Raw genomic sequence first — 26,178 nt, forward strand, 5'->3', positions numbered from 1 at the left:
TTCTCCCACGTTGTTTAAAAGGCAGGTCGCCCATGTTTGAAATCTTCTCCGTGGGCGATTCCGCCTATTTGCAAGCTGTACTGAATGCGATCGCGATGATCTCCGGTACCGGTGATTACCGCACTGCGGCCGCAGTCGGCGGCTTGATCGGCGTCATCATTGTGATGCTGAGGGCCTTGTTGCAATGGGATGGCCGCGGTATTCGCTATCAGGATTTGCTGTTGGCTTATGTGTTGTGGCTGATGCTGTATGCGCCGTCGGTGCGGGTGTCGATTGAGGATGCTTATACCGGTAGCGTGGTGGTGGTCGACAATGTACCCTTGGGTCCAGCGGTGGTCGGTAGCGTGATGTCGAATATGGGCTATCGCACCACCCGATTGTTCGAACAAGGCTTTGGCACACCATCGATGACCGGCAACGGCTTTGCTGACAGTTTGCAGACTTTGACGGCGGTGCGGAAGAATTTGTTGTCGCGGGTGAATCTAGGCGCGGCCAACGTGCCGAATGCCGGCAGCGACATGGAAACCTCGTTTGCCAATTACGTGCGCGAATGCACCTTGACCGGTGTCGATCTGAATCAAAAATCGGTGGACGCCATCTTGCGCGATGCCGATCCCCTGAATGCCATCCGCTTCGATTCCGACATCTACATGACTCAAATCTATGTCGGCGGCCAACCGCAAACCAAAACCTGCACCGATGCCTGGGCTGATTTGAGTGTGGTGGCGAATGGGAACTTTGCGACGGCGCTGGAAGGGTTGTTGCAACCGACCTTGGGTGTGCCGGCGGCAGCTGACACGGTGCCGAAAATCCAGGATGCCTTCGATGCTCTGGCAGGGCTCGGTGTGGTCGATGCCGCCAATTACATGCTAATGTCAGCGATCATGCCCATGTTTGAGAAAGGCGTGATTGGTCGGCATGAAGACGGCTTGCATTGGAACAAGGCGGCGATGGTCGAACAAGCCATTCAGCAACGCAATACCCAATGGGCGGCAGAGCAAACGCTGTTTGCCAAGATCGTACGACCGATGATGGCCTTCATCGAAGGTTTGAGTTATGCCATCGCACCGATTATGGCCTTTGTGGTGATGCTGGGCAATGTCGGCATCCGGATGAACATCGGCTATTTTTCCATGTTGCTGTGGATCCAATTGTGGATGCCGATACTGGCGGTGATCAATCTTTTCATACAGATGTCGGTCGCCGGCAAAATGGCGGCACTGACCACGGCCACTTACAACTTGCCGTCAATGATGGGCATTTACCAGCTGGACATGGAGTTGCAGCAATGGCTGTCAATCGGCGGCATGCTGGCGGCGTCGACGCCGGCGATCACGTTGATGTTGATCTATCGCGGTGCGGTGACGGCCACCCATTTCCTGGGACGCATGGATGGCGGCGACACCATTAACGAAAGAATCGCCACGCCCGATGTGATCAGTCCGGCGCCGGTATTGAATGCTCAGGCGCAGCATCAATACAGTCCATTGTCGGCGGTTACTCAAACCGGCGTCGACAAGGTGTTGCCGACTTTCACGGCCGGCAAGGATATGAGTGCGGCGGTTTCGTCGGCTTACAGCGCTTCCGAACAGGCGACAAGCAGCTTCATGCATAGCGTGTCGTCCACGGCCTCAAAATCGGCCAGCATCACCAGCGATGCGTTTGACAGCCGTTCGTTGGGCAATCAGATTGCCAGCAGTTCCAGTGATACCGATGCCTATAATCGTCAGTTCGGCGAGGCCTTTGCCAAGAAACATGCTGATACCGGGATTTCAGCCGATCAGTTCTCGGCGTTGGTGGCCGGCAGTGCCAATGCCGGGGCCAAGCTGGGTGGCGACCAATTGAGCGGAGTCATCTCTGGACGCTTGCAGAACGATTTCAAAGTCAGTCAGGACAAGTCCGATGCTATTGCCGCCGACATCAGTCAAACGGTCAATGATAGTCAGGGCTATCAAGCGGGGTTGGCGAAAAGCCTGACACTGGATGCGCAAACCGGTACCCGAAACGTCGCCTCAATGGGACTGCAAAATCAATCTTTGTCCTCGTTGCAACACAGCGCAACCGACGCGGTATCTGCTAGCGAATCCTATCAACAAACCCTATCGGCCCAACAACGCTTCGGGACGCAGGCGAGTTTCGGCGCGGCGGAAACCGGTTACAAGATCGCTCATGACAACACGTTGATGGAGCGCCTGGATCAAACCCTCGATCAATATGGGCTGCGTGGTGATACCCAACGACTTGCATCGCAGTGGAAAGCCGCTGGTTGGATCAGCGATGCCGATCAGGCCTATGCCGCTGCCGGGATGTCGTTACTGACCGGATTCTCGTCACCCAGTTACCGAACCCTGGATGATCAACAATCGCACCAGGCGCAAATCTCGGGTTATCAACTGCTGAGTGATGCGTTTAATGCACCGCAGGCCGATCAAACCTTGAATGCCAGCCAGAACGAATCGCTGAAAGCCAATGCGCCGGAAACTGGTATGGTTAAAACCGCTGTCGAACAGGCTCAGCTCAAAGACCCACGTGCTGAAACCGAATCATTGGGTCAGCGTGCGCAGGCACAGATTCGTACAGCGAAGGGGAAAATTGCCGGTGGCGAAAGCCGTGTCGAAGCACAACATGATCGAAATCTGGCTGAACGCGAACAACAGTCCAGCCAAGGCTTTGGGCAATTGGCTAATGTCAAAGCCGAGCATTTTAGACAATCGATTGCGGCCGCGGCGAATGAGACGCCTTCGGTAGCTGAGGCGTCGTTTGATTATTTGGGTGGTGGCCTTTACAACTCAGTGAAGAATCTGGAAGCTGTGGGCTCCGTTAGCAATCAACATATCCGAGAGTTTGCTGAGTTTGTACAACAGGGTCAGGCAAAAGGGATGAGTATTTGGGATTCGATAAAGTATGCGTCAAACCAGTCGTATTCAGGTTTTAAAGACGCCTCGGAAATATGGGCAGATCAGAGAGTAAACGAAGTTGCAGATAGGTTGACTCCAGGTCAGCAGGCTTATTATCGAGCTACTATTTTTGAAGCGTTTGCAGGAATTGCAGTTGCTGGCGAATATGGCGGCACCCTTGGTATTGCAAGAAGCCAGTTAATAGAAGAGGAAGGCAGTGTCGAAGGTAATGATATCGCAAGGCTACTTAAAAGTGCAGCTGGTCAAGGCCGCATGGATCTGATTGACCAGATTGGGAATTACAATCGGGCGCGAGGCCGCATAAACTATTAACTTTTACTGAGAATAATTTCTAGCGGCTGCAAAACCGGCTAGTATCCATCGAACTATCATCAGGAAGGAAGCCATTACGACATAACGAGTGAGATCATCTCTAACATACTGAATCAGAATTGCGATCAAAGCTATTGCTGACCAATAATAGCTACTCTTGTGCGATAATTGTTCCGCAATGAATTCGATAGTTTGATAACAAAGTTCAGTTAGGCCGAAAGCACTGAAAATGATGCTACCGAAAATCCCAAGGGCTTCCATCTCGCTAGGCAGTATTTCAATCGTTGCAAGAAGCCAAATCAAACCAAAGCCAGTGGCTACCAAAGCTATTCGTTTAAAAGCAGCGAATGAAACAATTTTTTGGGAAAACTGTTGTAAAAATTGCTGTAATCCACTCGGAAACCGTGCAAACGTAGCGCCGCAGAAAGGGCAAACTGACTTGACTGGTCGGCCATAGTAAACGACCACTCTCGGCACCATGGACCGGTTGCATTCGTTGCAAATCACCGTAGCATGATGTCCGGCAAAGACTGAGGGTTTTCGGGTATCTTGTCGGCTTAATCCGGATGAAAATGTCGCCATGATTGGCCTCCACTTCGAGTATTCAGCTGATCCTAAATTCTAGTGAATACTATCCCAAGATTCTTTGAAAGAATCAATTAGCCAATGATGTTTTTGGCTTTATGCATTTGGTTTAACACGCACATTTGACAGACCTGTTGGTATTTACAGCCATGAATGACCAGATAGGGGGTATGGCAGGTCGTACAGTAAGGTAATTCAGCGAGTCTATCTTTCAGGGCTTCGGTGATAATCCAGGCTTCATCGAAATTTGCGGGTCTTATGCGGCCAAACGGTCGGCGTTCCTGAATATGGTTTGGATAAAGTGTGCAAAAAGTATCCCAGGCAAAAATCATAGCGTTCAGGTCTATTTTCGATCTGATATCACCCGGACAAGCGCTTCGATAGATTGAAGCAAATAGGGCCATGTACAGAAACGACTCGCGCGCTTGCGGTAGCGATGTAATGCTGGGAATTAGCCCAGATACTGGACTTTCTCGGTGCAGCGAAAAATAAAGGTTACACAAGTCTTTGGGGCGCAGGGTTTTGATGGCCCGACTGGCCAATTTTGTGCGCAACTTTCGTCTCAGTAATTGATAGGCCCAATACTGATCATTGAGCCGAGCAGTAAAGGAGCAATGACTACTCATGACTCTGGAGGGTGGGCGGACAAAAGCATCAGTAGATCGATGGCTCGTGCGTCGAGTACATCCGGGACTTCGGCTTTTGGGGTGTTTAGGAATTCGCTCCATTTGTGGGGATTGAAACGGGGAATAAAGGTCAGGCAATCGCTTCGAGCCAGGATCTTCAACTGTTCGAGCGGCATCTTTCTGATCAATGAAACCGCGTCTGCCGTTAAGCCCAGGCAGAACATGGCTTTCTGTTCGCTCTCGGACAAAATTAAGGATTGAGCGACGATGAGGTAGTCGAGATTGAGTTTGTAGAGATTTTCCTCCATTCTGGAATCCTTTATTGGCTAAAGAATCGCTCGGATTTGATTCGCCAAGGCGATTACTTTTTGTCCGTACTGAATGGCTGCAGGCTCGTTTTTCCAGCTGTAATATCGGCCGATACCATGAGCGGGATTGTCTGGCACCGATTGGATGGCCTCTGAGAGTACGCTAGCGCCGATTTCGAGATTGGTGCTCGGAATCAATAGTTGCTCAGGTTTCGCAACGCGGTGGCCATGCCATCGCAGATTCACTTGCATAATGCCGACATCGATATTGCGCTTGCCCTGATCCAACATTTCATTAAGTAAAGCTTCTGCCTCCTGCTGACTGTTAGGAATAAATGAGTTGCCAGCGTTATTGATGGCCCAGGGCCAGGGCATGACACGATTCTGTTCACCGTTTTTTCGCGACTCCGTGAGCGCAACGGCATACAGAATATAGGGGTCAATGCGATATCTACGGGCAACTTGTCCCCACTGCGTGTTTTGTAATTTAGTGTTTGATGCCAGGGACTGTTGGCTGTTGCCATTCGCTTGAATGGAATCAGCAGCCATTGATTCCATGGGTTGGCTGATGATGCAAAGGCCACCGATCAAGCCAATCCAAAGGTGCTTAATAGGGATTTGGATTGAAATGCCAGGTGACTTAAACTCTTGATTTATTTTGTGAATAATGAACATCGTCAGCTCACCGTTTTGATCTTGAAGCGAGTTTACGACGTTGCCAAAAATTCTATATGTTCGAAAAACCTCTCTTTTAGCTGTTTTTCGCCGATCCTCTGAGTTTTGCCCTGCTTTTTTACTTGATCTTATGATCGGAAGGAATGTGATGACTTGGGTGGGTTGATTGTGGCTGATGTTTATGTGTGTACCACCAAGAATATTTTTATGGCGCGATTTTTGGTTTGGTGACATATTAAATGGCACATTAAAGTTAATCGCGACACCAAAAATCAAATCATGCCAAAAATAGTCCCATCAGAAGAGCTGGATCGAGTCGAGAAGTTGATTGCCCAATATCCTGAAGGTATTGGTGCGAAAGACATTGCGCAACAGCTAGACTTTGAAATCAAGGGGCGTACTTTGCAACGCCGCCTGGCCACATTGGTAGCAGAGCGCCGCGTTTTTAGCGAAGGCGATGGGCGAGCACTGAAGTATAAAGTTGCAAAGCCTGGTCAGGGTTTCGACTCGGTTGATGTCGTTGATGGTTCGAGCCGGCAATTCGTTGACGAAGTCTATATTCCCATTTCGCCAGAAGGCGAAGAGATTAAGTCCTTTATTCGTCAACCTTGGACTCAACGATCTCCCGTCAGCTACCAACCCGATTTTCTGGGGCAGTACTATCCAAACAACACCTATTACTTACCAGCCAGTTTACGTGAACAATTGCATGCCTTGGGCCGGTCGCCGGCTGAACAAACCCCGGCCGGCACGTTTGCTCGTGACATATTGAATCGCTTACTCATTGATTTATCGTGGGCTTCATCACGATTGGAAGGCAATACCTATAGCCGACTAGATACCGAACGCTTGATCGAATTCGGTCAGGCGGCTGAAGGTAAGGATGTCATGGAAACCCAGATGATCCTCAATCACAAGTCGGCTATTGAATATTTGGTACGCGACACCGAGCACGCCGGCGTTGCAGCAGAAACTATTATTGCCGTACATGCCTTTTTATCGGATGGTTTGTTAGCGGACCCGATGAGTTGTGGTCGCCTTCGCAATCGTGCGGTCGATATCGGGGGTAGTGTTTATTTGCCGATTGCGATGCCGCAACGGATTGAGGAGTTGTTTGGGATTGTCATGACTATGGCGGCTGAAATCAGCGATCCGTTTGAACAATCATTTTTCCTAATGGTGCATTTGCCCTACTTGCAACCCTTCGAAGACGTCAACAAACGGGTTTCGCGGTTGGCGGCCAACATCCCGCTGATTCAGCACAATCTCTGTCCACTGTCCTTTATCGATGTGCCTCAACAGGCTTACGTGGACGCGGTCCTCGGAGTCTATGAGCTGAATCGAATTGAATTGTTGAGAGATGTCTACATCTGGGCTTACGAGCGTTCATGTCAGCAATACGTTGCCGTGCAGCAGCAGCTCGTGCCGCCGGATATCGTTCGATTACGTTATCGAAACGAACTGGCTGAAGTGATACGAGCCATTGTCAGGGAGGGAATGACTGCGGATGAAACATCGATCATGGCAGGGATTCCAGATTCAGTGTCTACAGAAGACAAGCAACGATTCATTATTTTGATACAAAACGAACTTAAAACTTTGCATGCGGGAAATGCAATTCGTTTCGGGCTGCGTCCGCTGGAGTTCTCAGTATGGCAGCAACAATACCAAACTGATCATGTGGAATAATATATTTCATTACTAGATCGTTACCATCAGTTGTTCCTGGAGCCTAATTTGTAACATGCTTCGGTGTAGCATTGGTGTAGTAAAATCGTAGTACTGCAACATATAAATAACGTTGATATTGGTGCAACTGTAGTAGGATTTTAAATTGCGAGATCTGCAAGTTGTTGATTTTATTGATTGATAAAAAACTCTATTTGACTGGGGGACAAGGGGTCGTGGGTTCGAATCCCGCCGTCCCGACCAAGTTTTTTGAGATTGAATATTGAATAACCCGCAAGTTACTTGACTTGGCGGGTTTTTTATTGCTTGAAAAACTATAGGAATACATAGCGTTTTTGATAATTAATCACTGATTGATCGATAAAGTTAAATTGAATGAATACGGCGGCTAATATTTCGATTTATCAAATATTTGAGACAGGCCTAATCCGATGTTGAGCCGTTTTAGAGATCATATTGTCGTGAATCACCCGGATCAATTATCTCGGCAATGGGCGCAACGTATTGTTGATAGATACGCAACCAGTGCCAAAGTACGTACAGTAGATATTCGATCCGTCAATATTGGCACATCGACGCGCTTGCGGCTAACCGTGAATCATGACGCCATCGGCGTCGTTCCAAGTCGGTGGTTTGTAAAAACGCCGTCGCTGGCAATTAAGTCCAGAGCGATTACCGCCATACCGCGTTTATTGCATAAGGAAGTTCATTTTTATAATTCGCTTTCTCAGGGGGTTCCGGTGAGTGTGCCGCAAATTTTAGCGGCTGAAAGTCTGTTAGGGCGCGGTACTACATTGGTAATGGCGGATTTGGATGAGCTGGGATTTAGGCCCGGGCTTACCGCAGACGCTCTGTCCTTGGAGCAAGCTCAGCAGGTGGTTGAAAAGCTCGCTGTTTTTCATGCTCACTATTGGGGCAATGCTGGGCTATTGAAAACGCATCGCTGGTTAAACGGTTTTAGTCACAATGTCGAGAATCATATGGGGACCTTACTGGCTGTGCCCTTGATGAAGCGTGGCCTTGATCGCGCAGGGCGCTTGGTGCCCAGCAAATTGCATAGATCCGCGTTGCGCTATGCAGCGGATCGGCGGCGAATCACCAGGATATTGGCAACCGGTGTGCAGACCTTGGTGCATCATGATTGTCATCCAGGCAATCTATTTTGGAATCACTCTGAGCCAGGCTTTCTGGATTGGCAATTGGTGCGGATGGGTGAGGGTGTTAGTGACCTCGCTTATTTTTTAGCGACATCGCTGAAGCCGGAGTCTCGGCGTGCTCATGAAAAACAATTGCTGAAGCTATACATGGCGGCGTTAGCTAGTCAGGGGATTAGCGACTTGGACGAAGAAACGTATTACCAACGCTACCGTGCTCATTTGGTGTATCCGTTCGAAGCGATGATTGTTACCTTGGCTATAGGGGGTATGATGGAGCGCAATAGCAACTTGGAGTTAATTGCGCGCGTTTCAGCGGCGGTTGACGATAACGATAGCTATTCTGCGTTATCTATATAAGTGTTTTTCCCAGTGTTTCTGGAAGGCGGTTATATACTGAATTTGATCTGAGAATTGGGTCGATGCTATTTGGCGGAGAATCTCTCGATAGGGGAGATAATTTGGCGGGTATATGAACCCACAAAAATTTCAACAGCCTGTTAAGTCTTCTTGTTCTTGCTTGTCCTTTGAGGGAAGGAGAGGCTACAACTGGTACAGTTGATACGTAGTTCCATTCAATTCCTTTTTTCATTGCTCTCTTAATCAAGCTCAATTCATGTTTGACTGTTTGATTAGAGGCTAGTGTAAGCCGACTTTCTCTATAAGATGATAACAAGTTGCTTGTTACTTGTTCCAGGGGAAGATTGCCGAGTTCTCTTGTCACTAATGCAACTTTGTACCTTTCTACATTCCAGCTTTTAAGGTGAACAAGAACTTCTTTTTCCCAACGATCCAGCAAAAATGCAAGGGTTACGTTTTCTTTTTTGTCCGTAAAGTTGCCTTGTTCAATCTTTACTTCTTGTTCTTTTGCCCATCTCAAAGCATCTGCTTTAGTTGTAAAAGTTTTGGTTATGCTTTTACCGTTTTTGCGAACTTGCGTATGGTACTTACCAAGTCGTTTGCGAATAGTAGCCATAAATGCACTCCCAATGTGCCATATTTGTGCCAAAGGGACTTTAAGAACGACTATTAGGAAGAATGATGCTACGAAATGTAGCAAAGAAAAGCATGTGGCAAGGAAAAAAGAATCAAAAGAATGTTTTATAAAACAATCAGTTATTCTTTTTCACCATAATATTGCATCTGCAATTAATTATGGTGCCGAGGAGAGGACTTGAACCTCCACAGGGTTACCCCTACTAGCACCTGAAGCTAGCGCGTCTACCAATTTCACCACCTCGGCATTACTTATCTAGGTAAGTAATTTAGTTATTATAAGTGTATGGATGGGATGTGTCAACCTTATGATTATACACATCATGATTATACACATCGCTGAGCAGCTTAACGTCGGCACTCCTGAAGGATTGGTTGTTGTCGCCACGTGACTCAGTCGTTCTGAGGCAGTGGCTTGGGTATTAGGGTGGCTTGGTCTATTTGGCTGCTTCCATTGGCGAGCGATAGTTTGTGCAAGAAAGTTTTTGTCGGCAGACTATTGAGCTAATTTGCGGTATCCATCGAATAAATGATGAATTTCCTCAAGACCGTCTTCGATTGACCAAGAAACCGACTTTGACAATAAATCCAGTAAAATCACGCCGTTTACCGCTGCATCTTCGCTAATCGCAGTTTTTAACCGTTGACTTAAATGGAGGTTGATAACTTGTAAGTTTTGATATAGCGCGAGCAGTTCATCCAGTTCCAGGGAATAGGGTAGGTGGTCTTTTTGCCGAAAATACTGTGCCAATAGGAACATCGTGGTTACTCGGTAAATCGTTTCAGTTTGATCGGCCAAGGGTAAGTGAAAACGTGCCATTGGCTTTAAAAATTCAGTATGCGGACACGGGCTGGTGGCCATAATTAAGCCTAGAATCGAACTGGCGATATGTTGAGCAGTGGTTTCGGCGCGTATGGTTCTTCTATCGGTAATGACTTCTACAGCCATTTGCTTGTGGGACACTAGGTGCCCACATAAATTTAACAGTGACACCAAATTAATCGCGACAGGACAGTGCGGAACCTGCTCAGGTTTTAACGGGCAATTGCGGCATTGTTGATACGTGAGCTCCGTCCATAGAGGATAGGGAGGGGGAGCGGCAGAAATAAGGGTCATGCTTTGTTTATCAACTTCGATTAGGAAATCGGCGCTGTCGTAATCTTCTGCGCTTAAGCGGTAGGTAAAATGTAGGATGTCTTCGGACATATAAATTCAGCAAACTTGTGATGTGCGTTTTCTTGGATGGATTTTAACCTGGCTAAGCCGCGTTATTGGCCGATTGTAGGGGCGTCGTCTGACTAGTTTGGCTTGAGTATAGCTGCGGTATTCAAGTAAAGGAGGCTGCCTCCGGCTCCGTGTTACAATCGACAGCTCTAAAAACATAATCTCAAAAAGGCTTTACCATGCAATTTATTAAACTCTCCGCTGTTGCTTTATTGTTTTTATCTTTTCACGCCACAGCGGAAGTTCAGCTGACCAAAGCCGATGTTTTGGGTACATGGCAAATCGATAAAGAATCTAACACTAGTGATGGCAGCAAGGCCCGTAGTTCCAATACTACCTGGACGTTTAAAGATGACGGCACTATCGAAGGCATGACCCATGAAAACGATTCGCATGCCAGACTTGACCAAATGCGGGCTGTGCTGAATTACGCCGTCGAAGGCGGCAAGATTGTCAAACAGGCGGCGCCGGGTCGCTCGAAGATGGAAACCTGCGAGGCAATCGAAAAATCCGGCAACAATATGGTTTTGAAGTGCCAAACCGTTTATTTCTTTATGTCTAAAAAATAAAAACGCCGGGCACTTCTGATAGTGTCGTGCTTAGTTTGACCTATTTACGTGGTTGTCGGATGGGATGGACTCATCGGTAGCGAGAAAACAGGAACTTCGATTTTGGCAGAACAGCCCCAAAGCCTATCCGATTTTGCGGAGCATTGTTTATTCAATGGCGATATTGAGCAAAAGCTTGTTTTAACTCATCAAGCCAGGCAGTTGTTGGATAACGGCTTATTGTCCCTGCAAACAGACCGGGCGGTCTTGCCGATATGCAACACCGTATTTCCAAGCCGGCCGAAATTGTTGATGCCGCGAGAGATGCCTAAACGTCGTCTGGATTCCAACGAGGGTAAAGCGGCTTTTTTTCATGCACTCGCGCATATCGAGTTCGTGGCAATTTATTTGGCTTGGGACATCATTTCCCGATTTCCCGGCTTGCCGGACGATTTTTATCGGGATTGGCTGATCATCGCCGACGAAGAGGCGCAGCATTTCGAGTTGATTCGCACTCATTTGCTTGGCTTGGGATTCGATTACGGCGATTTGCCCGCACATCGCGGGCTTTGGTCGCATGCCGAAGAGACTTCGGATGACATTTTGGCGCGTTTGGCGATAGTGCCGCGTTGCATGGAGGCGCGCGGATTAGATGTGACGCCGGGTATGATGGATAAACTGGTTGCTATCGACGATCAGCCCGGTCTAGCTATCCTTCGGAGGATTTATAACGACGAAGTTGGGCATGTCGAGCGCGGTTCTTACTGGTTCAATAATCTGGCCAGACAGCGCGGTCTGGAACCTGAACACTGCTTTAAAGACCTGATCCTGAATTATTTCAAAGGCAAGCCCAAGGGACCCTTTAACCGAGAAGTGCGTATAATTGCCGGTTTCTCGAATAACGAAATCGATTGGCTGGAGGAGCGTTTGCATGAATAACAAACCGGTTTTTGATTATCCACTGTTTGCGATGGGCTTTAGGGCCTTTTTCGCGCTGGCGGGATTATCAGCTCTGGCTTTGATTGCAGTATGGAACTCAATGTCCAACGGTTCGCTGCATATCGATAATTACTTCACCGGCAGCACGTGGCATGCTCATGAAATGTTGCTTGGCTACACCACAGCGGTGATTGCCGGTTTTTTACTAACAGCAGTTAGAAACTGGACTGGCTTACAAACGGTGACTCCCGATCAACTGGCGTCGCTGTGTTTTTTATGGATTTATGGCCGGGTATTGCCTTTTTATTCCGAACTACTGCCCGATTTGTTGATAGGCACCGTCGATTTCGTATTTTTGCCGGTGTTGGCGTATTTTGTGGGTAAGCCAATTTTAAAAACCGGCAACTATCAAAATCTGATTTTTGTCGCCTTATTGCTGTTATTAGCCTTGGGTAATGGTTTGATTCATGCCCAAGTTCTGGGTATGGCCGGTAATGCCTCGCTAGGGCTGGTCCTGGTGGTTACTGTTATCGTTGCGATGATTTTGGTCATCGCTGGCCGGGTATTTCCGTTTTTTACCGAACGGGGGCTATCTGGGGTTATTTGTATTCGCAATCCGGCATTGGATATAGCCGCTGTTGCGGTGAGTTTGGCGGTGTTTGCATTATTGATGCTGAATATATCCGGCGCTTTGTTGGCTGGTGCTGCGGTAGCGGCGATTGTGATTAATATTGTGCGAGTGGCGGCTTGGTACAACCCGCGGATTTGGTTTGTGCCCCTGCTTTGGGTTTTGTACATCGGCTATGGTTGGTTGATCCTTGGATTTGGCTTGGTATCGCTCTCTGCTTTTGCTGTGGTTCCGCAGTCTTTGGCTTTACACGCCTTTACTGTGGGCGGCATCGGTATTTTGACTTTGGGCATGATGGCCCGTGTTGCGTTGGGCCATACCGGCAGGGCGCTAAAAGCCTCGAATGTGATGGCGCTGGCCTTTGTGCTGATAAATCTGGCCGCGTTGTTTCGGGTGTTATTTCCGGCTTTGTTGCCAAACTGGTATGGCGGTTTGGTGATGGTGTCCACCTATTGCTGGTTGGCGGCATTTTCCTTGTTCGCATTTTATTATTCGCCAATTTTGATGTCGCCCAGGTTGGATGGGCAGCCGGGGTAGCGTAGTTCATAAAAACAGTGGCGATGGCGGATGGTTTCGTCCAAGCGTGCCGTATTTTTTATACATTGAATTTGTTGGAGCGACAGTATTAGGGTTGCTATATCGGTTTACTGCGCGATCTGGTCAATCAAATGAGAGTGAATGGAAGCAAATTGCGCGACAGGTTTGATGTGAAAATGAGTCGGACGAATGGACTTTGGTCAACGGCGTAAGCGGGTCTGTTCCTGGCAGGAATAATGATCTTGGTCAGTGATAGTGGGCTTTTGATAGGTTTATAAAAAAGGCGGCTTTCAGCCGCCTTTTTTGTGTTGAAACGTTTTTACTGCGCGCTGTAATGCGATTCGATATAACGCTCGACTATAGCTTGGAACTCTTCAGCGATATGGTCGCCTTTTAGGGTGACGGTTTTGAAACCGTCTTCAAAAACCGGCGCAACAGGTGACTCGCCGGTTCCGGGTAGGCTGATGCCGATGTTGGCACTTTTGCTTTCACCGGGGCCGTTGACGACGCAACCCATTACCGCGACTTTCATATCTTCCACGCCTTTGTATTTATCTTTCCAGATAGGCATTTGGTCGCGTAAATAGCCTTGAATGTCTTGCGCCAGACGTTGGAAATAATCGCTGGTGGTGCGTCCGCAACCGGGGCAGGCCACTACCATGGGTGTGAAGGAGCGAAAGTTCATGGTTTGCAGAATTTCCTGGGCCACAATGACTTCTTTGGTGCGCGCGGCACCGGGTTCGGGTGTTAGGGATACCCGAATGGTGTCGCCTATGCCTTGCTGCATCAGTACGCCGAGCGCTGCTGCTGATGCGACGATGCCTTTGGAGCCCATGCCAGCTTCGGTAAGGCCTAGATGCAAGGCGTAATCGCAACGGCTGGACAGGTCTTGATAAATGCTGATCAACTCCTGAACATCGCTAATTTTGCAGGATAGGATAATTTTGTCTTTACCCAGCCCGATTTCCTGGGCTCTAGCCGCGCTTTCCAGGGCGGAGAGTATGATGGCTTCCCGTGTGATCAGGGGTAATTCTTTGGGTTGCGCTAATTGTCTGTTCTCGTCAAGCAATCGGGTTAGTACGGCTTGATCAAGACTGCCACCGTTGACGCCAATCCGCACGGGTTTGTTGTATTGAATCGCAAACTCTATCATCTGCTGAAATTGCGGGTCCCGCGCTTTGCCTTTGCCGACATTGCCGGGGTTGATACGGTATTTGGATAGTGCTTGAGCGCAATCCGGATATTTTTCCAGTAACTTGTGGCCGTTAAAATGGAAGTCGCCGATAATGGGCACCGAAAAGCCTTTTTGTGCCAGTCGGTTGACGATTTCCGGTACGGCTTGCGCAGCTTCTTCACGGTCGACAGTGACGCGGACCATTTCCGAGCCCGCTGTGGCTAATTCCATGATCTGTTGCACGCTTCCTGCCACATCAGCTGTATCGGTATTAGTCATGGATTGAACTACAATCGGAGCGTCGCCGCCGACTTTTACGTTTCCTACCAAAACCTGTTGGGTGTGTTTTCTGGAGCTAATCGACATAGAAGTGTGGTCTGCAAAAACTGAAAGTTATCTAAAAAATACCAAGTAATTCACTTAGGATATAAATTATACCTCCTTAGTAACAGGACGAAAGAGCAAATTGTGCGGATAAATTACTTTTCTGATGTGCATCTGGAATTTGGCGAGCAGAGTCTGCCGGAAACCGATGCCGATTTGGTCGTGGCGGCAGGCGATATCGGCATATTCAAACAAGGTGTCGAATGGTTGAAGTCTATCGGCAAGCCTGTGGTTTATGTGGCGGGTAACCATGAGTTTTATGGTTACGAATATCAACAGACTATCGAAATGTTGCGTAGGGAATGTGCGGGCAGTCAAATTCAGTTCCTGGAAAAAGATCAGTTTATCTTCCAGGGTGTGCGCTTTTTGGGTTGCACCTTGTGGACGAATTTGTTTATCGAGGGCGCCGAAAAGGCCGAAGTGCTGGGAAATACCTTGAATGACTTTCGCAAGGTGTCATTTGCAGGCCAAACTTTCGAGCCCAAACACTTTACCGAACTACATCGGGAATCTAAATTCTGGTTAGAACAACAACTTGCCACGCCCTTCGCCGGCAGGACCATAGTGGTCACTCATCATGCGCCCACCGAATGGAGTTGGATCGATTCACCCAACGTACTTAAAAAGCTGGCTTATTGTAATGACTTGAAGCCTTTATTTCACGAATATGAAATAGCAGCCTGGTTTCACGGTCATGTGCACAATTTGGGTGATTACCGGATAGCGGATGCCCGTATCTTAAGCAATACCCGGGGGTATGTCGGGCGCAAGTATGTGAGTGGTTTTGATATCGATAAAGTGGTTGATATTTGAGCGGTATTTCCACTTATGCCGGGCGCTATCGCTCGGCTTAAAGGGCTACAAGCCTTGGGATTTTCCGTTGAGAAAGCCGATAACTTGTGATGTAATGAACATGTTTTGTCTTGAAGTGCCCTTTGGGATCGGTGTTTCGCAATGGGCTTTTTGCTGCAACTAGTCTGGGGAGCAGGCGTATTAACTATGCAATTTAATATAAAGAAAGGTTTGGATTTGCCTATAACAGGCGGACCCGAACAAAAGATTAGCGATGGTAACAGCATCAAATCGGTCGCCTTATTGGGTGCCGATTACATCGATCTGAAGCCGAAAATGATGGTTGCCGAAGGAGATAAGGTCAAATTAGGACAGGCCCTTTTTTCTGACAAAAAAAATCCTGGCGTCAACTTTACCTCACCCGGTGCGGGTGTGGTTAAAGCTATTAACCGTGGCGACAAGCGTGCGCTGTTGTCTGTGGTCATTGAATTGCAAGGAAATCAGCAAGAGTCTTTCAGCAAATACGGCGAAGCTGAGTTAGGCAATTTGACTCAAGAACAGGTTAAGGAAAATTTGCTGGCATCAGGATTGTGGACTGCGTTCCTGACACGTCCTTACGGCAAAATCCCTGCTGTCGATACAACGCCTAGTTCAATTTTTGTCACAGCGATAGATACTCGTCCGCTGGCGGCAGATCCTGCTGTGATTATCAAGGAACGTGCTGCCGACTTTGCTAATGGCTTGACTGTAGTTTCTAAGTTGACATCCGGTAAAACCTATCTTTGCAAAGCGACGGGCACTGATTTGGTAGCGAATCAAGCCGTTCAGGTAGCGGAGTTTTCCGGGCCGCATCCTGCCGGCTTGCCAAGCACCCATATTCATTTTATCGATCCGGTCAATATCCATAAATTCGTATGGCATATTGATTACCAGGCGGTAATTGCTATTGGCGCATTGTTTACTACAGGTAAGCTGAATGTAGAACGCATCGTTTCTTTGGCTGGTCCAACAGTTAAAAACCCAAGATTGGTACGCACACGTGTGGGCGCCAATCTGGACGATTTGGTTGCCGGCGAATTGCAAGATGTTGAAAACCGCGTAATTTCGGGCTCTGTTTTGTATGGCCACGAGGCTGCCGGATCTCTGGCATTTTTGAGTGCTTACAGTTTGCAAGTTTCTGCTATAAAAGAAGGTCGTGAACGTGAGCTTTTCGGTTGGATCGTTCCCGGCAAAGACAAATACTCGGCTATGAATGTGTACGTGTCGAGCAAAGATCGTAAAGATAATCGCCTGTTTCCGTTGACCACCGATAAAAATGGTAGCAATCGCGCCATTGTTCCGGTGGGAGTCTACGAGACAGTGATGCCTTTGGATATTTTGTCTACACCTTTATTGAAAGCCATTGTAGTCGGCGATACCGACACTGCACAGTCTCTTGGCTGCCTGGAACTGAGTGAAGAAGACGTGTCTTTGTTCACCTTTGTCGATCCAGGCAAGCATGACTTCGCGCCTGTGCTCAGAGCTAATTTAACTAAAATCGAGAAGGAAGGATAATGTCGGCTAGAGATATTTTAGATAGCATAGAGCCGCATTTTACAAAGGGCGGCAAGTTTGAAAAGTATTACGGTCTCTACGAGATGGTGGATACTTTTATTTACACGCCATCCGATGTAACGCGCGGAAAAACCCATGTGCGTGACGGTAACGATCTGAAACGTACCATGACGTTCGTAGTAATCGCCACGGCGTTTTGTATTTTGATGGCTTGGTACAACACGGGTTATCAAGCCAACTTAGCCATGAAGGGTATGGGTGTCGAGTCGATCAACAATTGGCGCAGCATTCCAATGGCGCTATTCGGCTACAACCCGTACAACCCGATTTCCTGTCTGGTGCACGGCATGTTGTATTTCTTCCCTGTTTACATCACTACCTTAGCGGTAGGTGGCGTTTGGGAAGTGTTGTTTGCAACCGTACGCAAGCATGAAGTCAACGAAGGTTTCTTGGTATCGTCAATGCTGTATACCCTGATCCTGCCACCCGACATCCCCTTGTGGCAAGTGGCTTTAGGTATCTCGTTCGGTATCGTGTTGGGTAAAGAAGTTTTCGGTGGTACCGGTAAAAATTTCCTTAATCCCGCTTTGACAGGTCGTGCTTTCCTGTTTTTTGCATATCCGGCTTCAATTTCCGGCGATGCAGTATGGGTTGCAGTGGATGGTTACAGTGGCGCGACGGCTTTATCTTTGGCATCGGCTGGTGGCGTCGAGGCGATTAAAGAGAGTTTCAGTTGGATCCAAGCGTTTTTGGGATTCATTCCCGGCTCGATGGGTGAAACATCCACATTAGCTTGTATGTTGGGTGCTGCATTCTTGTTATATACACGTGTTGCTTCTTATCGCATCATGGCTGGCGTGTTGATTGGCATGATCGGTATGTCCACTTTATTGAATATCGTTGGCAGCACAACCAACCCAATGTTTGCGATGCCTTGGTACTGGCATATGGTAGTCGGTGGTTTTGCTTTCGGTACGGTGTTTATGGCAACTGATCCTGTTTCTGCCGCTGTGACCGACACCGGTCGCTGGATTTACGGCTGCATGATCGGCGTGATGATTATCATCATTCGGGTTATTAACCCGGCTTTCCCGGAAGGTGTGATGCTTGCAATTCTTTTCTCAAACATGTTTGCACCATTGATTGATTACTTTGTTGTTCAAGCAAATATTAGAAGAAGGATCAAACGCCATGCTTAATGCCGAGAAAAAAACCTGTAAGTACAACGAGCAGCTCTGCAAGTACTACGAACAGTTCAGAGTTTACGCCGACAGAATCCTGGCTTTAAGTAACGACAGCCTGGAAAAAACCGTCAACGTGGCTTTGGCCTTATGTTTGGTGTGCGCTGTATTGGTATCTATCGCTACAGTCGCTTTACGGCCTTTGCAAGGCTACAACAAAGCCCTGGACATGAAGAAAAACATTCTTGATGTGGCTGGTTTGTTGGAAGAGGGTACTGATATAGATAAAGCCTTTGCGGAAAGAATCGAAAGCAAGATTGTCGACCTGAAAACAGGCGATTACGTAGACAATATCAATGTCGACGAATACGACCAACGCAAGGCTGCGAAAGACCCAGCGCAGAACGAGTTGATTCCGGTCGAGAAAGATATCGCCAGCATCCGTCAAAAAGCCAAATACACCAAAGTGTTTTTGGTTAAAAACGGCGACCAGTTGCAATCCATTATTCTGCCTATCAACGGTTACGGTTTGTGGTCTACGATGTACGGCTTTTTAGCCTTGGAAGCTGATGCGCAAACCGTGCAAAGCATCAACCTGTACGACCAAGGTGAAACTCCTGGCCTGGGTGGTGAGGTAGTCAATCCTAACTGGCGCGCGTTGTGGAAAGGCAAAAAAGTCTATTCCGACAAAGGCGAAGTGGCTTTGACTTTAGTAAAAGGCGGTGTTGATTCCAGTCGCCCGGATTCTGTTTACAAAGTGGATGGTTTGGCCGGTGCAACCTTAACCAGTCGTGGGGTCAGTAATTTGATCCAATACTGGATGGGTACCGAAGGTTTTGCCACCTATCTAAACAAAATTAGAAAAAACGGTTAGGACTTATCATGGATAAAGAAACTAAAAAAGTATTATTCGAACCGTTGGTCGATAACAACCCCATCACCTTGCAGGTGCTTGGTGTGTGTTCGGCGCTGGCGGTAACGTCGCAAATGTCTACCTCATTGATCATGGCATTGGCCTTGACTTCGGTTACTGCCTGTTCAAGCGCAGCGATTAGTGCGGTGCGCGAGCATATACCGAGCAGCATTCGGATTATCGTGCAGATGATCATCATTGCTTCGCTGGTTATTGTGGTCGATCAGTTGCTTAAGGCCTTTGCCTTTGATGTCAGCAAAAAGCTGTCGGTATTCGTAGGGTTGATTATCACCAACTGTATCGTTATGGGACGTGCTGAAGCCTATGCGATGAAAAATCCGCCGCTGCAAAGCTTTGTTGACGGTATCGGTAACGGTTTGGGCTATAGCTTGATCCTGATTATCGTGGCGCTGTTCAGAGAAACTTTGGGTTCAGGCAAACTGCTTGGTTTCGATGTGCTGCCTTTGGTCAAAGATGGCGGTTGGTACGTACCGAACGGCATGATGCTGCTGCCGCCCAGCGCGTTTTTCATCATCGGCTTGATCATTTGGGGTTTCCGTACCTGGAAACCCAAACAGGTGGAACACAACGAGTTCAAAATCATGTCGATTGCTCATGGTGAAGGGGGACATCACTAATGGAAGCCTATATCAGTCTGTTTGTTAAAGCGGTTTTCATTGAAAACCTGGCGCTGTCATTCTTCCTGGGTATGTGTACCTTCTTGGCGGTGTCCAAGAAGATCTCCACAGCCATGGGTTTGGGTATTGCCGTTATGGTGGTGCAAACCTTAACAGTGCCTGCCAATAACTTCATTTACCAAACTTTGTTGAAAGAAGATGCATTATCTTGGATAGGCATTACCGGTGTGGATTTAAGCTTTTTAAGCTTGTTGAGCTGTATAGGTATGATCGCTGCTATCGTGCAGATTCTGGAAATGATTCTGGATAAATTCTTTCCGGCTCTATATCAAGCCTTGGGTATCTTCCTGCCGCTGATTACAGTGAACTGTGCGATCTTGGCTGGCAGCTTGTTCATGATCGAACGTGACTACAATTTCGGCGAAAGCGTGGTATACGGTATAGGCAGTGGTTTCGGCTGGGCTTTGGCGATTACCGTCATGGCCGGTGTGCGTGAGAAATTGAAATACAGCGATATTCCTGCTGCATTACAAGGTTTGGGCATCACTTTTATCACCGCTGGCTTGATGTCTCTGGGCTTCATGGCTTTCTCTGGAATTCAATTATAAGGGTATCGTAATGCTGGAAATTGCATTAGGTGTTATTTTCTTCACGGTCATCGTGATAGCGCTGGTGTTTTTGATCATCGGCGCGAAAAGTAAACTGGTGGCCTCTGGCGATGTGGAAATTCTGATCAATAACGAAAAGAAAATCCATGTACCGGTGGGTTCCAAATTGTTGACCGCATTGGCGGACAACCAATTGTTCGTGTCCTCAGCTTGTGGTGGCGGCGGCACTTGTGGTCAATGTAAAGTGAAAGTGCACAGCGGCGGGGGCGACATTCTGCCAACCGAGCAATCGCATATCACCAAACGGGAAGCCGCACACGGCGAACGTCTGGCTTGCCAAGTATCCATCAAACAAAACATGGATATCGAAGTCGAAGACAGCGTATTCGGTGTTAAGAAATGGGAATGCACCGTTAAGTCCAACGACAACGTCGCAACGTTCATTAAAGAGCTAGTGTTGGAATTGCCGGAAGGTGAAGCCATCAATTACCGCGCCGGCGGTTATATCCAAATCGAATGCCCGCCCCATATTTCAAAATATGCGGATATGGATGTTGCCGAGGAATACCGTCCTGATTGGGATAAATTCAATTTGTGGCGCTATGTGTCGGATGTAAAAGAACCGACTCTACGCGCGTACTCAATGGCATCTTATCCTGAAGAAAAGGAAATCATGCTGAACGTCAGGATTGCTACGCCGCCTCCAGGGGCGCCGGATGGCATTCCGCCAGGCATCATGTCGTCTTTTATCTTCAATCTGAAACCAGGTGATAAAGTCTTCGTATCCGGTCCTTACGGCGAGTTTTTTGCCAAAGAAACCGATGCTGAAATGGTCTTTATCGGTGGTGGTGCCGGTATGGCGCCGATGCGTTCGCATATCTTCGATCAACTACGCAGACTGAAATCCAAGCGTAAAATGACTTTCTGGTATGGCGCACGTAGCAAACGCGAAATGTTCTACGTTGAAGATTTCGATATGCTGGCCAAAGAAAACGACAATTTTGAATGGCATGTAGCCTTGTCGGATGCTTTACCTGAAGATAACTGGAAAGGTTATACCGGCTTCATTCACAACGTGTTGTTCGAAGAATTTATCAAGAAACATCCGAACCCAGAAGATTGTGAATACTACATGTGCGGGCCGCCAATCATGAACTCTTCAGTGATTAACATGCTGCTGGCTAATGGTGTGGATCCTGAAAATATTATGTTGGATGATTTCGGCGGTTAAGTTGTATTAATCTGACGCGAAGCACAGGGAGCGATTTTCGGATCGCTCCTTTTTTCGTTTCAGTGATTAGAAAAAACAGGAGAAAAAAATGGGTTATTTTTTAGTAACATTTTTATTTATGTTGATCGTTATTGCCGTCATGGCAGTCGGTGTGCTTTTCGGTCGGAATGCCATCAAGGGGTCTTGCGGAGGCACCGGCAATTGCGTATGCAGTGAGAAATGCGACAAAAGAAAGAAGTTTGAAGCTGAGCAAGCTAAAACATTGGAACAACATTAAGGCTGCTTGCCCAAAGCGATAAACTAAGCTACTTCGGAGCGATAACTCTCCGAAACGTTAAGTTTATGCGTCCTTGAGTCAACTTCTGATCGACAGGAATACTATGCAGCCAGTGGTGTTGAAAATCGGGCTGCATAATCAATAGCATTCCACTAGTCAGTAAAATACTGCCGCTTTCCGCGGTTTTTTTATGCCGAAATGCAAATTGTCGGGTCGCTCCCAGCGTCAATGATGCGATAAAAGGCTGTGGCCCCAACTCCGCTTCGTTATCCGCATGCCAGCCTACATAATCCTCGCCGTTTCGATATAAATTCACTAATACCGAATTAAACGAAAAGTTTAAGAACTGTTCGATTTTTTGCCTTATATCCGATAGTAATGGCGTCCAGGGCCGAGTTTTTAATAGATTATTGCTGTAGCTATAAACTATCCCCGGATCAGCATGCCAGGTTTGCAGGCGGGGTAAAGTAAATTCCCGACCGGCAACGCTGTAACAATTGTCGGGCCAATTTTGTTCCTGGAGCAAACGCCTATAGATAGCATCGCTTTCGGCGGCGTCGTAAAAATCTCTTATTATTCTCAGCTCCTTATCGGGCGTCATTCGTCTTGCAATTCCTGCTGTGCTTTAATGTGTGACGCTAATGCACTGTCCATTGTCGTAATGTGCAATAAAAACCATTGCGGCAGACGCTCCTTGACAAAAGCACGACCAAAGGAAATTAAGCCTTTGTCGATCCGGGTTTTAAACTGTTTGAATTCTTCCAAAACCCGTTGATGTTCGCCTTTGTGTTCGGTTTCCGCCGGAAATCCGAATTGCGCCATTAACCGATTTTCAGATTCAAAATGTTCTTCGGTGTGTTGATACAATTGCGCAAACAAGCCCGGAAAGTCAGTGTTATTGGCCTTATCCAATTGATTTACCAAATCAATAAAGATGCCGTGATCATGATCGATGTGAGCATAACCAACACTCAGGGGTATGGTTCTGTCGAATATTGTCATTTGAACACTCGTGTGATTTGTAAACTAATGCACTAAAGCATGTTTTATGCCTATTAATCGCCGACGATAAAACGGATGGATGATTGTCGATGGCAATTAAAGCGCAGGCCAGATTTAATCGGGTATCACCTCATCAACTCGACTAACGATGCGCCCATCGGCCATTCTAATGTCGAACAGTTCAAGCTTGGCTAACTGCTTAACCGACTTCACCAGCTGGGAGCTTTCGTGTCGTTGCACGATAGCATAACCGCGTTCCAGCGTTGCCAGTGGACTAATCGCATGTAAGGTTTGTGATATCGCGTGTTGCCGATTTTTCAATGCCGTCAGTTTAATTTGCATCGAACGGCTTAATCGTTGTTGGAAGTAATCAAGTTGCTGCCGATAGCCGTGAATCGATACCAACGGTTGCTGTCCATTCAGACGCTGGGTGTTTAACACCAGACGCTGGCGGCACAGCCCCAAGCCGGCTCGCGTCGCCCGATTCAAGCGTTGTTCCAATTCGTCGAGACGCTGGGCATTGCGTTGTAGTTTTTCGCCCGGATGTTGGGTTTGTAGGGCTTTATTTAGCCAACTCAAATGCATCTGTTGCTGCTGTAATTTATCTTTCATCTGCCGGGTTAGTTGGCGCTCAATAGCTGTAAAGCGATTAAGCCAGGCGGATTGGTCCGGCACCGCACATTCGGCCGCTACCGATGGTGTAGGTGCGCGCAAATCAGCGACGAAATCGGCGATGCTGAAATCTACCTCGTGGCCTATTGCTGAAATCACCGGAATGCCACTGGCCGCTATCGCCCTGGCGACGATTTCTTCGTTAAAGGCCCACAAATCTTCCAGCGAGCCGCCGCCACGCGCCAGGATGATCACATCTACCAGAGCTTGCTTATTGGCTGTTGCCAATGCCGCGCTGATCTCGAATTTCGCGCTTTCGCCTTGCACCGCTACCGGATAGATCAGCACCGGGATCGCCGGAAAGCGCCTTTTCAGTACGCTGAGAATATCGTGAATCGCTGCGCCACTGGCCGAGGTGATGACGCCGATTTGTGTTGGCAGTGGCGGCAGCGGTTTCTTACGGTTTTGCTCGAACAAACCTTCTAGCAATAGCTTTTGTTTCAGGCGTTCGTAAGCCAGACGCAATGCGCCGTCACCGGCTTCTTCCAATTGTTCCACCACCAATTGATAATCGCCGCGCGGTTCGTACAAACTGACTTGCGCGGTGGCGATCACCAGATTGCCGTTGGCAGGTTTGAACCTTAGTCGTTGCTGTTGTCCTTTGAACATGGCGCAGCGGATCTGGGCTTGCGCGTCTTTCAAGGTAAAGTAGTAATGGCCGGAAGAGGGCAGGCTGAGATTGGAAATCTCGCCTTGTACTTGCACGGTTAAGAAATGGCTGGCCAGCAAGCGTTTGGCTTCGCGGTTTAGCTGAGATACGCTGAAGATCTGCTCGGAATTACTCATCGAATGCTTGAAAGTGCAGGGCGAATAGGTTGAAAACCTTATTTTACGGCGGTTTGCCGCAAATAACAGGGGCTTTTACTTTGCGGAAGTGTTTCCAGGTAAGCTGCGCTAAAATGCTGCCTAGGTAATGATTTCGGCTTTAGCGAACAAGGAACTATGGATGCATGAACATCAATTGAGTAACTGGCAACATTCGCACGATTTCGCGCGGATCAATCGCAAAGGCGAGCGGCGTACCAAATGGGTGCTGCTTCTGACGTTTGCGACGATGATTGTGGAAATTGTCGCTGGTATGCAGTTTCATTCGATGGCGTTGTTGGCGGACGGATGGCATATGGCTACGCATGTGGTGGCTTTTATGATCGCAATCTTCGCCTACCGTTACAGCCGTATCCACCAGAATGATCAAACCTTCGCATTTAGCCCCGCCAAGGTGGGTGTATTGGGCGGATTTGCCAGTTCGATAGCATTGGCGATGGTAGCCTTGGTAATGATTGCCGACTCGGTGCAGCGGTTGCTGATGCCGGAAATAATTCGCTTTGACGAGGCGATTTTAGTCGCGCAAGTGGGTTTGTTGATCAACCTGTTAAGCGCGCTATTATTGCGAGACCATCACGATCACCACCATGGACACGGGCATAATGCTCACCATGACCATGACCATGACCATGACCATGACCATGACCATGACCATGACCATGACCATGAAGAACACGGCCACAAAGATCAAGCTCAGCGCTCCCATCATCACGATCACAACCTAAGAGCGGCCTATCTACACGTAATGGCCGATGCCCTTACATCGGTATTGGCCATCGTCGCCTTGGTGGCTGGCAAATATTACGGTTGGGTTTGGCTGGATACGGTGATGGGTTTTGTTGGCGCGACAGTGATTCTGGTCTGGGCTTACGGCTTAATCAAAGAGACCAGCCCCGTATTGCTGGACCAGACCATGAACCCCAAATACACCCACGCGATACAAACCGCGCTGGAGGAAGACGGCGAATGCCTTGTCAGCGATCTGCATGTTTGGCCCGTTAGTGCCAATCATTATGCGGCAATCGTGGTTTTGGTCACGCAGCAGCCAAAATCGCCCAGTTATTACAAGAATCTATTGGGCAAATTCGCGCAGCTCGACCATATCACCGTGGAAGTCAATTGTTGTAAGGGTCAGGATTGCGTTGCAGAATAATCGCGTCGTTGCCGATGAATTCTATTTGGCAATGATAATGCGCCGCTAACCAATGAAAAGTCGGTCGCGAGAAAAAAGCGATGTGGGTTTGATCGTTTTTGTAATGCCATTTGGCAAAGGCCTCGGCATCTATGACCAATTTGGTCATGATGCCCAGCCAACCGCCGGGTTTTAATAGTCTAAACAGCGTGTCGAACTCACGTTTCGGCGTGCGAAAATGCTCTACTACCTCGGTGCAGACGATAAAGTCGTAGGTTCTTTGCAGGTGTTCAGGAAAGTCCGCATAGAATGGGTCGTAGACATTTACTCGATGCCCACGCGCCTTGAACAGTTCTGCAAGCGCCGGGCCTGGGCCGCAACCATAATCAAGTCCAACAGAATTGTTCGGTAATTTTCTGAGCAAAGGTTTTGCCAAGCGGGATAGAAATTCAATGTAGCCCGGATCGTCAATGGTATTTTGATGTAGATCGTAAATAGCTTTTTCCTGGCTCGGCGATAAGTGCTGAGAGCAAGCGACATACACCAGTAAGCACTGTCGGCACTGAGTGTAATCGCGTTTTGCGTCGCTGTGATAAAGATGGGTATCGGGGCTGTTACAGAGTGGGCAGGATGGTGCCGGCATAATTAATTTGGG

At 48.0% G+C, this 26,178-nt stretch carries 26 protein-coding genes and 1 tRNA gene; 15 read left to right on the forward strand and 12 right to left on the reverse strand.

Annotated elements, in window-relative coordinates; genetic code table 11:
* Positions 1-32 precede the first annotated feature (32 nt).
* Positions 33-3,230, forward strand: coding sequence for a conjugal transfer protein TraG N-terminal domain-containing protein (locus tag CWO84_RS10270; RefSeq protein ID WP_101052569.1), 3,198 nt, complete (start codon positions 33-35; stop codon positions 3,228-3,230).
* A 3-nt stretch (positions 3,231-3,233) separates the two neighbouring features.
* On the opposite strand, the gene CWO84_RS24155 is transcribed toward CWO84_RS10270, so the two are convergent.
* From CWO84_RS24155 to CWO84_RS24935, 4 genes are all read right to left on the reverse strand, one after another.
* Positions 3,234-3,812, reverse strand: a complete 579-nt coding sequence (locus CWO84_RS24155) for a hypothetical protein (RefSeq protein ID WP_133120664.1) — start codon at positions 3,810-3,812, stop codon at positions 3,234-3,236.
* Positions 3,813-3,889: 77 nt separating this feature from the next.
* Positions 3,890-4,369: a FlhC family transcriptional regulator gene (locus tag CWO84_RS10280; RefSeq protein WP_240618022.1), complete on the reverse strand. Its 480-nt coding sequence runs from the start codon at positions 4,367-4,369 to the stop codon at positions 3,890-3,892.
* A 68-nt stretch (positions 4,370-4,437) separates the two neighbouring features.
* Entirely contained in the window at positions 4,438-4,749 is a 312-nt protein-coding gene (locus tag CWO84_RS10285; RefSeq protein ID WP_101052574.1) for a flagellar transcriptional regulator FlhD, read from the reverse strand.
* A gap of 18 nt (positions 4,750-4,767) precedes the next feature.
* Entirely contained in the window at positions 4,768-5,700 is a 933-nt protein-coding gene (locus CWO84_RS24935; protein ID WP_240618023.1) for a transglycosylase SLT domain-containing protein, read from the reverse strand.
* Positions 5,701-5,703: 3 nt separating this feature from the next.
* Here CWO84_RS24935 and CWO84_RS10295 point away from each other — a divergent pair, with 3 nt between their 5' ends.
* Both CWO84_RS10295 and CWO84_RS10300 read left to right on the forward strand, forming a co-directional pair.
* Complete coding sequence (locus CWO84_RS10295) at positions 5,704-7,113, forward strand: Fic family protein (protein ID WP_101052576.1); 1,410 nt, start codon at positions 5,704-5,706, stop codon at positions 7,111-7,113.
* A gap of 461 nt (positions 7,114-7,574) precedes the next feature.
* The gene (locus tag CWO84_RS10300) at positions 7,575-8,627 is read left to right on the forward strand and encodes an ecdysteroid 22-kinase family protein (protein WP_225892861.1); all 1,053 of its coding nucleotides are present in this window, start codon (positions 7,575-7,577) and stop codon (positions 8,625-8,627) included.
* Here CWO84_RS10300 and CWO84_RS10305 read toward each other — a convergent pair.
* The 3 genes from CWO84_RS10305 to CWO84_RS10315 form a co-directional block, all read right to left on the reverse strand.
* Positions 8,620-9,243 carry a hypothetical protein gene (locus CWO84_RS10305; RefSeq protein ID WP_101052578.1) on the reverse strand — a complete coding sequence of 208 codons (624 nt, stop codon included), beginning with the start codon at positions 9,241-9,243 and terminating at the stop codon, positions 8,620-8,622. The genes CWO84_RS10300 and CWO84_RS10305 overlap by 8 nt on opposite strands.
* Before the next feature lie 180 nt (positions 9,244-9,423).
* Positions 9,424-9,510 (reverse strand) — tRNA-Leu (locus CWO84_RS10310).
* A gap of 249 nt (positions 9,511-9,759) precedes the next feature.
* The gene (locus CWO84_RS10315) at positions 9,760-10,470 is read right to left on the reverse strand and encodes a hypothetical protein (RefSeq protein ID WP_033159358.1); all 711 of its coding nucleotides are present in this window, start codon (positions 10,468-10,470) and stop codon (positions 9,760-9,762) included.
* A gap of 197 nt (positions 10,471-10,667) precedes the next feature.
* On the opposite strand from CWO84_RS10315, the gene CWO84_RS10320 reads away from it, so the two are divergent.
* The 3 genes from CWO84_RS10320 (at position 10,668) to CWO84_RS10330 (ending at position 13,140) form a co-directional block, all read left to right on the forward strand.
* Positions 10,668-11,057: a lipocalin family protein gene (locus tag CWO84_RS10320; protein WP_033159357.1), complete on the forward strand. Its 390-nt coding sequence runs from the start codon at positions 10,668-10,670 to the stop codon at positions 11,055-11,057.
* 102 nt (positions 11,058-11,159) lie between these two features.
* Positions 11,160-11,975, forward strand: a complete 816-nt coding sequence (locus tag CWO84_RS10325; protein WP_165786302.1) for a ferritin-like domain-containing protein — start codon at positions 11,160-11,162, stop codon at positions 11,973-11,975.
* A complete protein-coding gene (locus CWO84_RS10330; RefSeq protein ID WP_033159355.1) occupies positions 11,968-13,140 on the forward strand; it encodes an NnrS family protein in 1,173 nt (390 codons plus the stop codon). Before CWO84_RS10325 ends, CWO84_RS10330 begins: the two co-directional genes overlap by 8 nt.
* 319 nt (positions 13,141-13,459) lie before the next feature.
* On the opposite strand, the gene ispG is transcribed toward CWO84_RS10330, so the two are convergent.
* Entirely contained in the window at positions 13,460-14,680 is a 1,221-nt protein-coding gene (gene ispG, locus CWO84_RS10335) for a flavodoxin-dependent (E)-4-hydroxy-3-methylbut-2-enyl-diphosphate synthase (RefSeq protein WP_033159354.1), read from the reverse strand.
* A gap of 102 nt (positions 14,681-14,782) precedes the next feature.
* Between ispG and CWO84_RS10340 the strand changes: the two genes are divergently transcribed.
* The 8 genes from CWO84_RS10340 to nqrM all read left to right on the forward strand — a co-directional run bounded on the left by CWO84_RS10340 (position 14,783) and on the right by nqrM (position 21,892).
* Positions 14,783-15,511, forward strand: coding sequence for a metallophosphoesterase (locus CWO84_RS10340; RefSeq protein ID WP_033159353.1), 729 nt, complete (start codon positions 14,783-14,785; stop codon positions 15,509-15,511).
* Positions 15,512-15,697: 186 nt separating this feature from the next.
* Positions 15,698-17,044, forward strand: a complete 1,347-nt coding sequence (locus tag CWO84_RS10345) for a Na(+)-translocating NADH-quinone reductase subunit A (RefSeq protein ID WP_033159352.1) — start codon at positions 15,698-15,700, stop codon at positions 17,042-17,044.
* Positions 17,044-18,243, forward strand: coding sequence for an NADH:ubiquinone reductase (Na(+)-transporting) subunit B (locus CWO84_RS10350; protein WP_033159351.1), 1,200 nt, complete (start codon positions 17,044-17,046; stop codon positions 18,241-18,243). Before CWO84_RS10345 ends, CWO84_RS10350 begins: the two co-directional genes overlap by 1 nt.
* Positions 18,236-19,099 carry a Na(+)-translocating NADH-quinone reductase subunit C gene (locus CWO84_RS10355; protein WP_033159350.1) on the forward strand — a complete coding sequence of 288 codons (864 nt, stop codon included), beginning with the start codon at positions 18,236-18,238 and terminating at the stop codon, positions 19,097-19,099. Before CWO84_RS10350 ends, CWO84_RS10355 begins: the two co-directional genes overlap by 8 nt.
* Positions 19,100-19,107: 8 nt before the next feature.
* Positions 19,108-19,776, forward strand: a complete 669-nt coding sequence (locus tag CWO84_RS10360; protein WP_033159349.1) for an NADH:ubiquinone reductase (Na(+)-transporting) subunit D — start codon at positions 19,108-19,110, stop codon at positions 19,774-19,776.
* Complete coding sequence (gene nqrE / locus CWO84_RS10365) at positions 19,776-20,384, forward strand: NADH:ubiquinone reductase (Na(+)-transporting) subunit E (protein ID WP_101052580.1); 609 nt, start codon at positions 19,776-19,778, stop codon at positions 20,382-20,384. Before CWO84_RS10360 ends, nqrE begins: the two co-directional genes overlap by 1 nt.
* Positions 20,385-20,394: 10 nt before the next feature.
* Entirely contained in the window at positions 20,395-21,615 is a 1,221-nt protein-coding gene (gene nqrF, locus CWO84_RS10370; RefSeq protein WP_033159347.1) for an NADH:ubiquinone reductase (Na(+)-transporting) subunit F, read from the forward strand.
* Positions 21,616-21,703: 88 nt separating this feature from the next.
* On the forward strand, positions 21,704-21,892 hold the full coding sequence (gene nqrM, locus CWO84_RS10375) for a (Na+)-NQR maturation NqrM (protein ID WP_033159346.1): 189 nt from the start codon (positions 21,704-21,706) through the stop codon (positions 21,890-21,892).
* Positions 21,893-21,920: 28 nt separating this feature from the next.
* Here nqrM and CWO84_RS10380 read toward each other — a convergent pair whose 3' ends face one another.
* From CWO84_RS10380 to xseA, 3 genes are all read right to left on the reverse strand, one after another.
* On the reverse strand, positions 21,921-22,493 hold the full coding sequence (locus CWO84_RS10380; RefSeq protein ID WP_033159345.1) for an alpha-ketoglutarate-dependent dioxygenase AlkB: 573 nt from the start codon (positions 22,491-22,493) through the stop codon (positions 21,921-21,923).
* The gene (locus CWO84_RS10385; protein WP_051670515.1) at positions 22,490-22,894 is read right to left on the reverse strand and encodes a hemerythrin family protein; all 405 of its coding nucleotides are present in this window, start codon (positions 22,892-22,894) and stop codon (positions 22,490-22,492) included. The genes CWO84_RS10380 and CWO84_RS10385 overlap by 4 nt, the downstream gene beginning before the upstream one ends.
* A 114-nt stretch (positions 22,895-23,008) precedes the next feature.
* Positions 23,009-24,352 carry an exodeoxyribonuclease VII large subunit gene (xseA, locus tag CWO84_RS10390; protein ID WP_033159344.1) on the reverse strand — a complete coding sequence of 448 codons (1,344 nt, stop codon included), beginning with the start codon at positions 24,350-24,352 and terminating at the stop codon, positions 23,009-23,011.
* Between the two features lie 160 nt (positions 24,353-24,512).
* Between xseA and dmeF the strand changes: the two genes are divergently transcribed.
* A complete protein-coding gene (gene dmeF / locus CWO84_RS10395) occupies positions 24,513-25,544 on the forward strand; it encodes a CDF family Co(II)/Ni(II) efflux transporter DmeF (RefSeq protein WP_101052632.1) in 1,032 nt (343 codons plus the stop codon).
* Here the strand turns inward: dmeF and CWO84_RS10400 are convergent.
* Positions 25,507-26,166: a class I SAM-dependent methyltransferase gene (locus tag CWO84_RS10400; RefSeq protein WP_033159342.1), complete on the reverse strand. Its 660-nt coding sequence runs from the start codon at positions 26,164-26,166 to the stop codon at positions 25,507-25,509. The two genes, dmeF and CWO84_RS10400, sit on opposite strands and share 38 nt — an antisense overlap.
* Positions 26,167-26,178: the final 12 nt, after the last annotated feature.

It is taken from the genome of Methylomonas sp. Kb3, assembly GCF_002834115.1.
Lineage (GTDB): Bacteria > Pseudomonadota > Gammaproteobacteria > Methylococcales > Methylomonadaceae > Methylomonas > Methylomonas defluvii.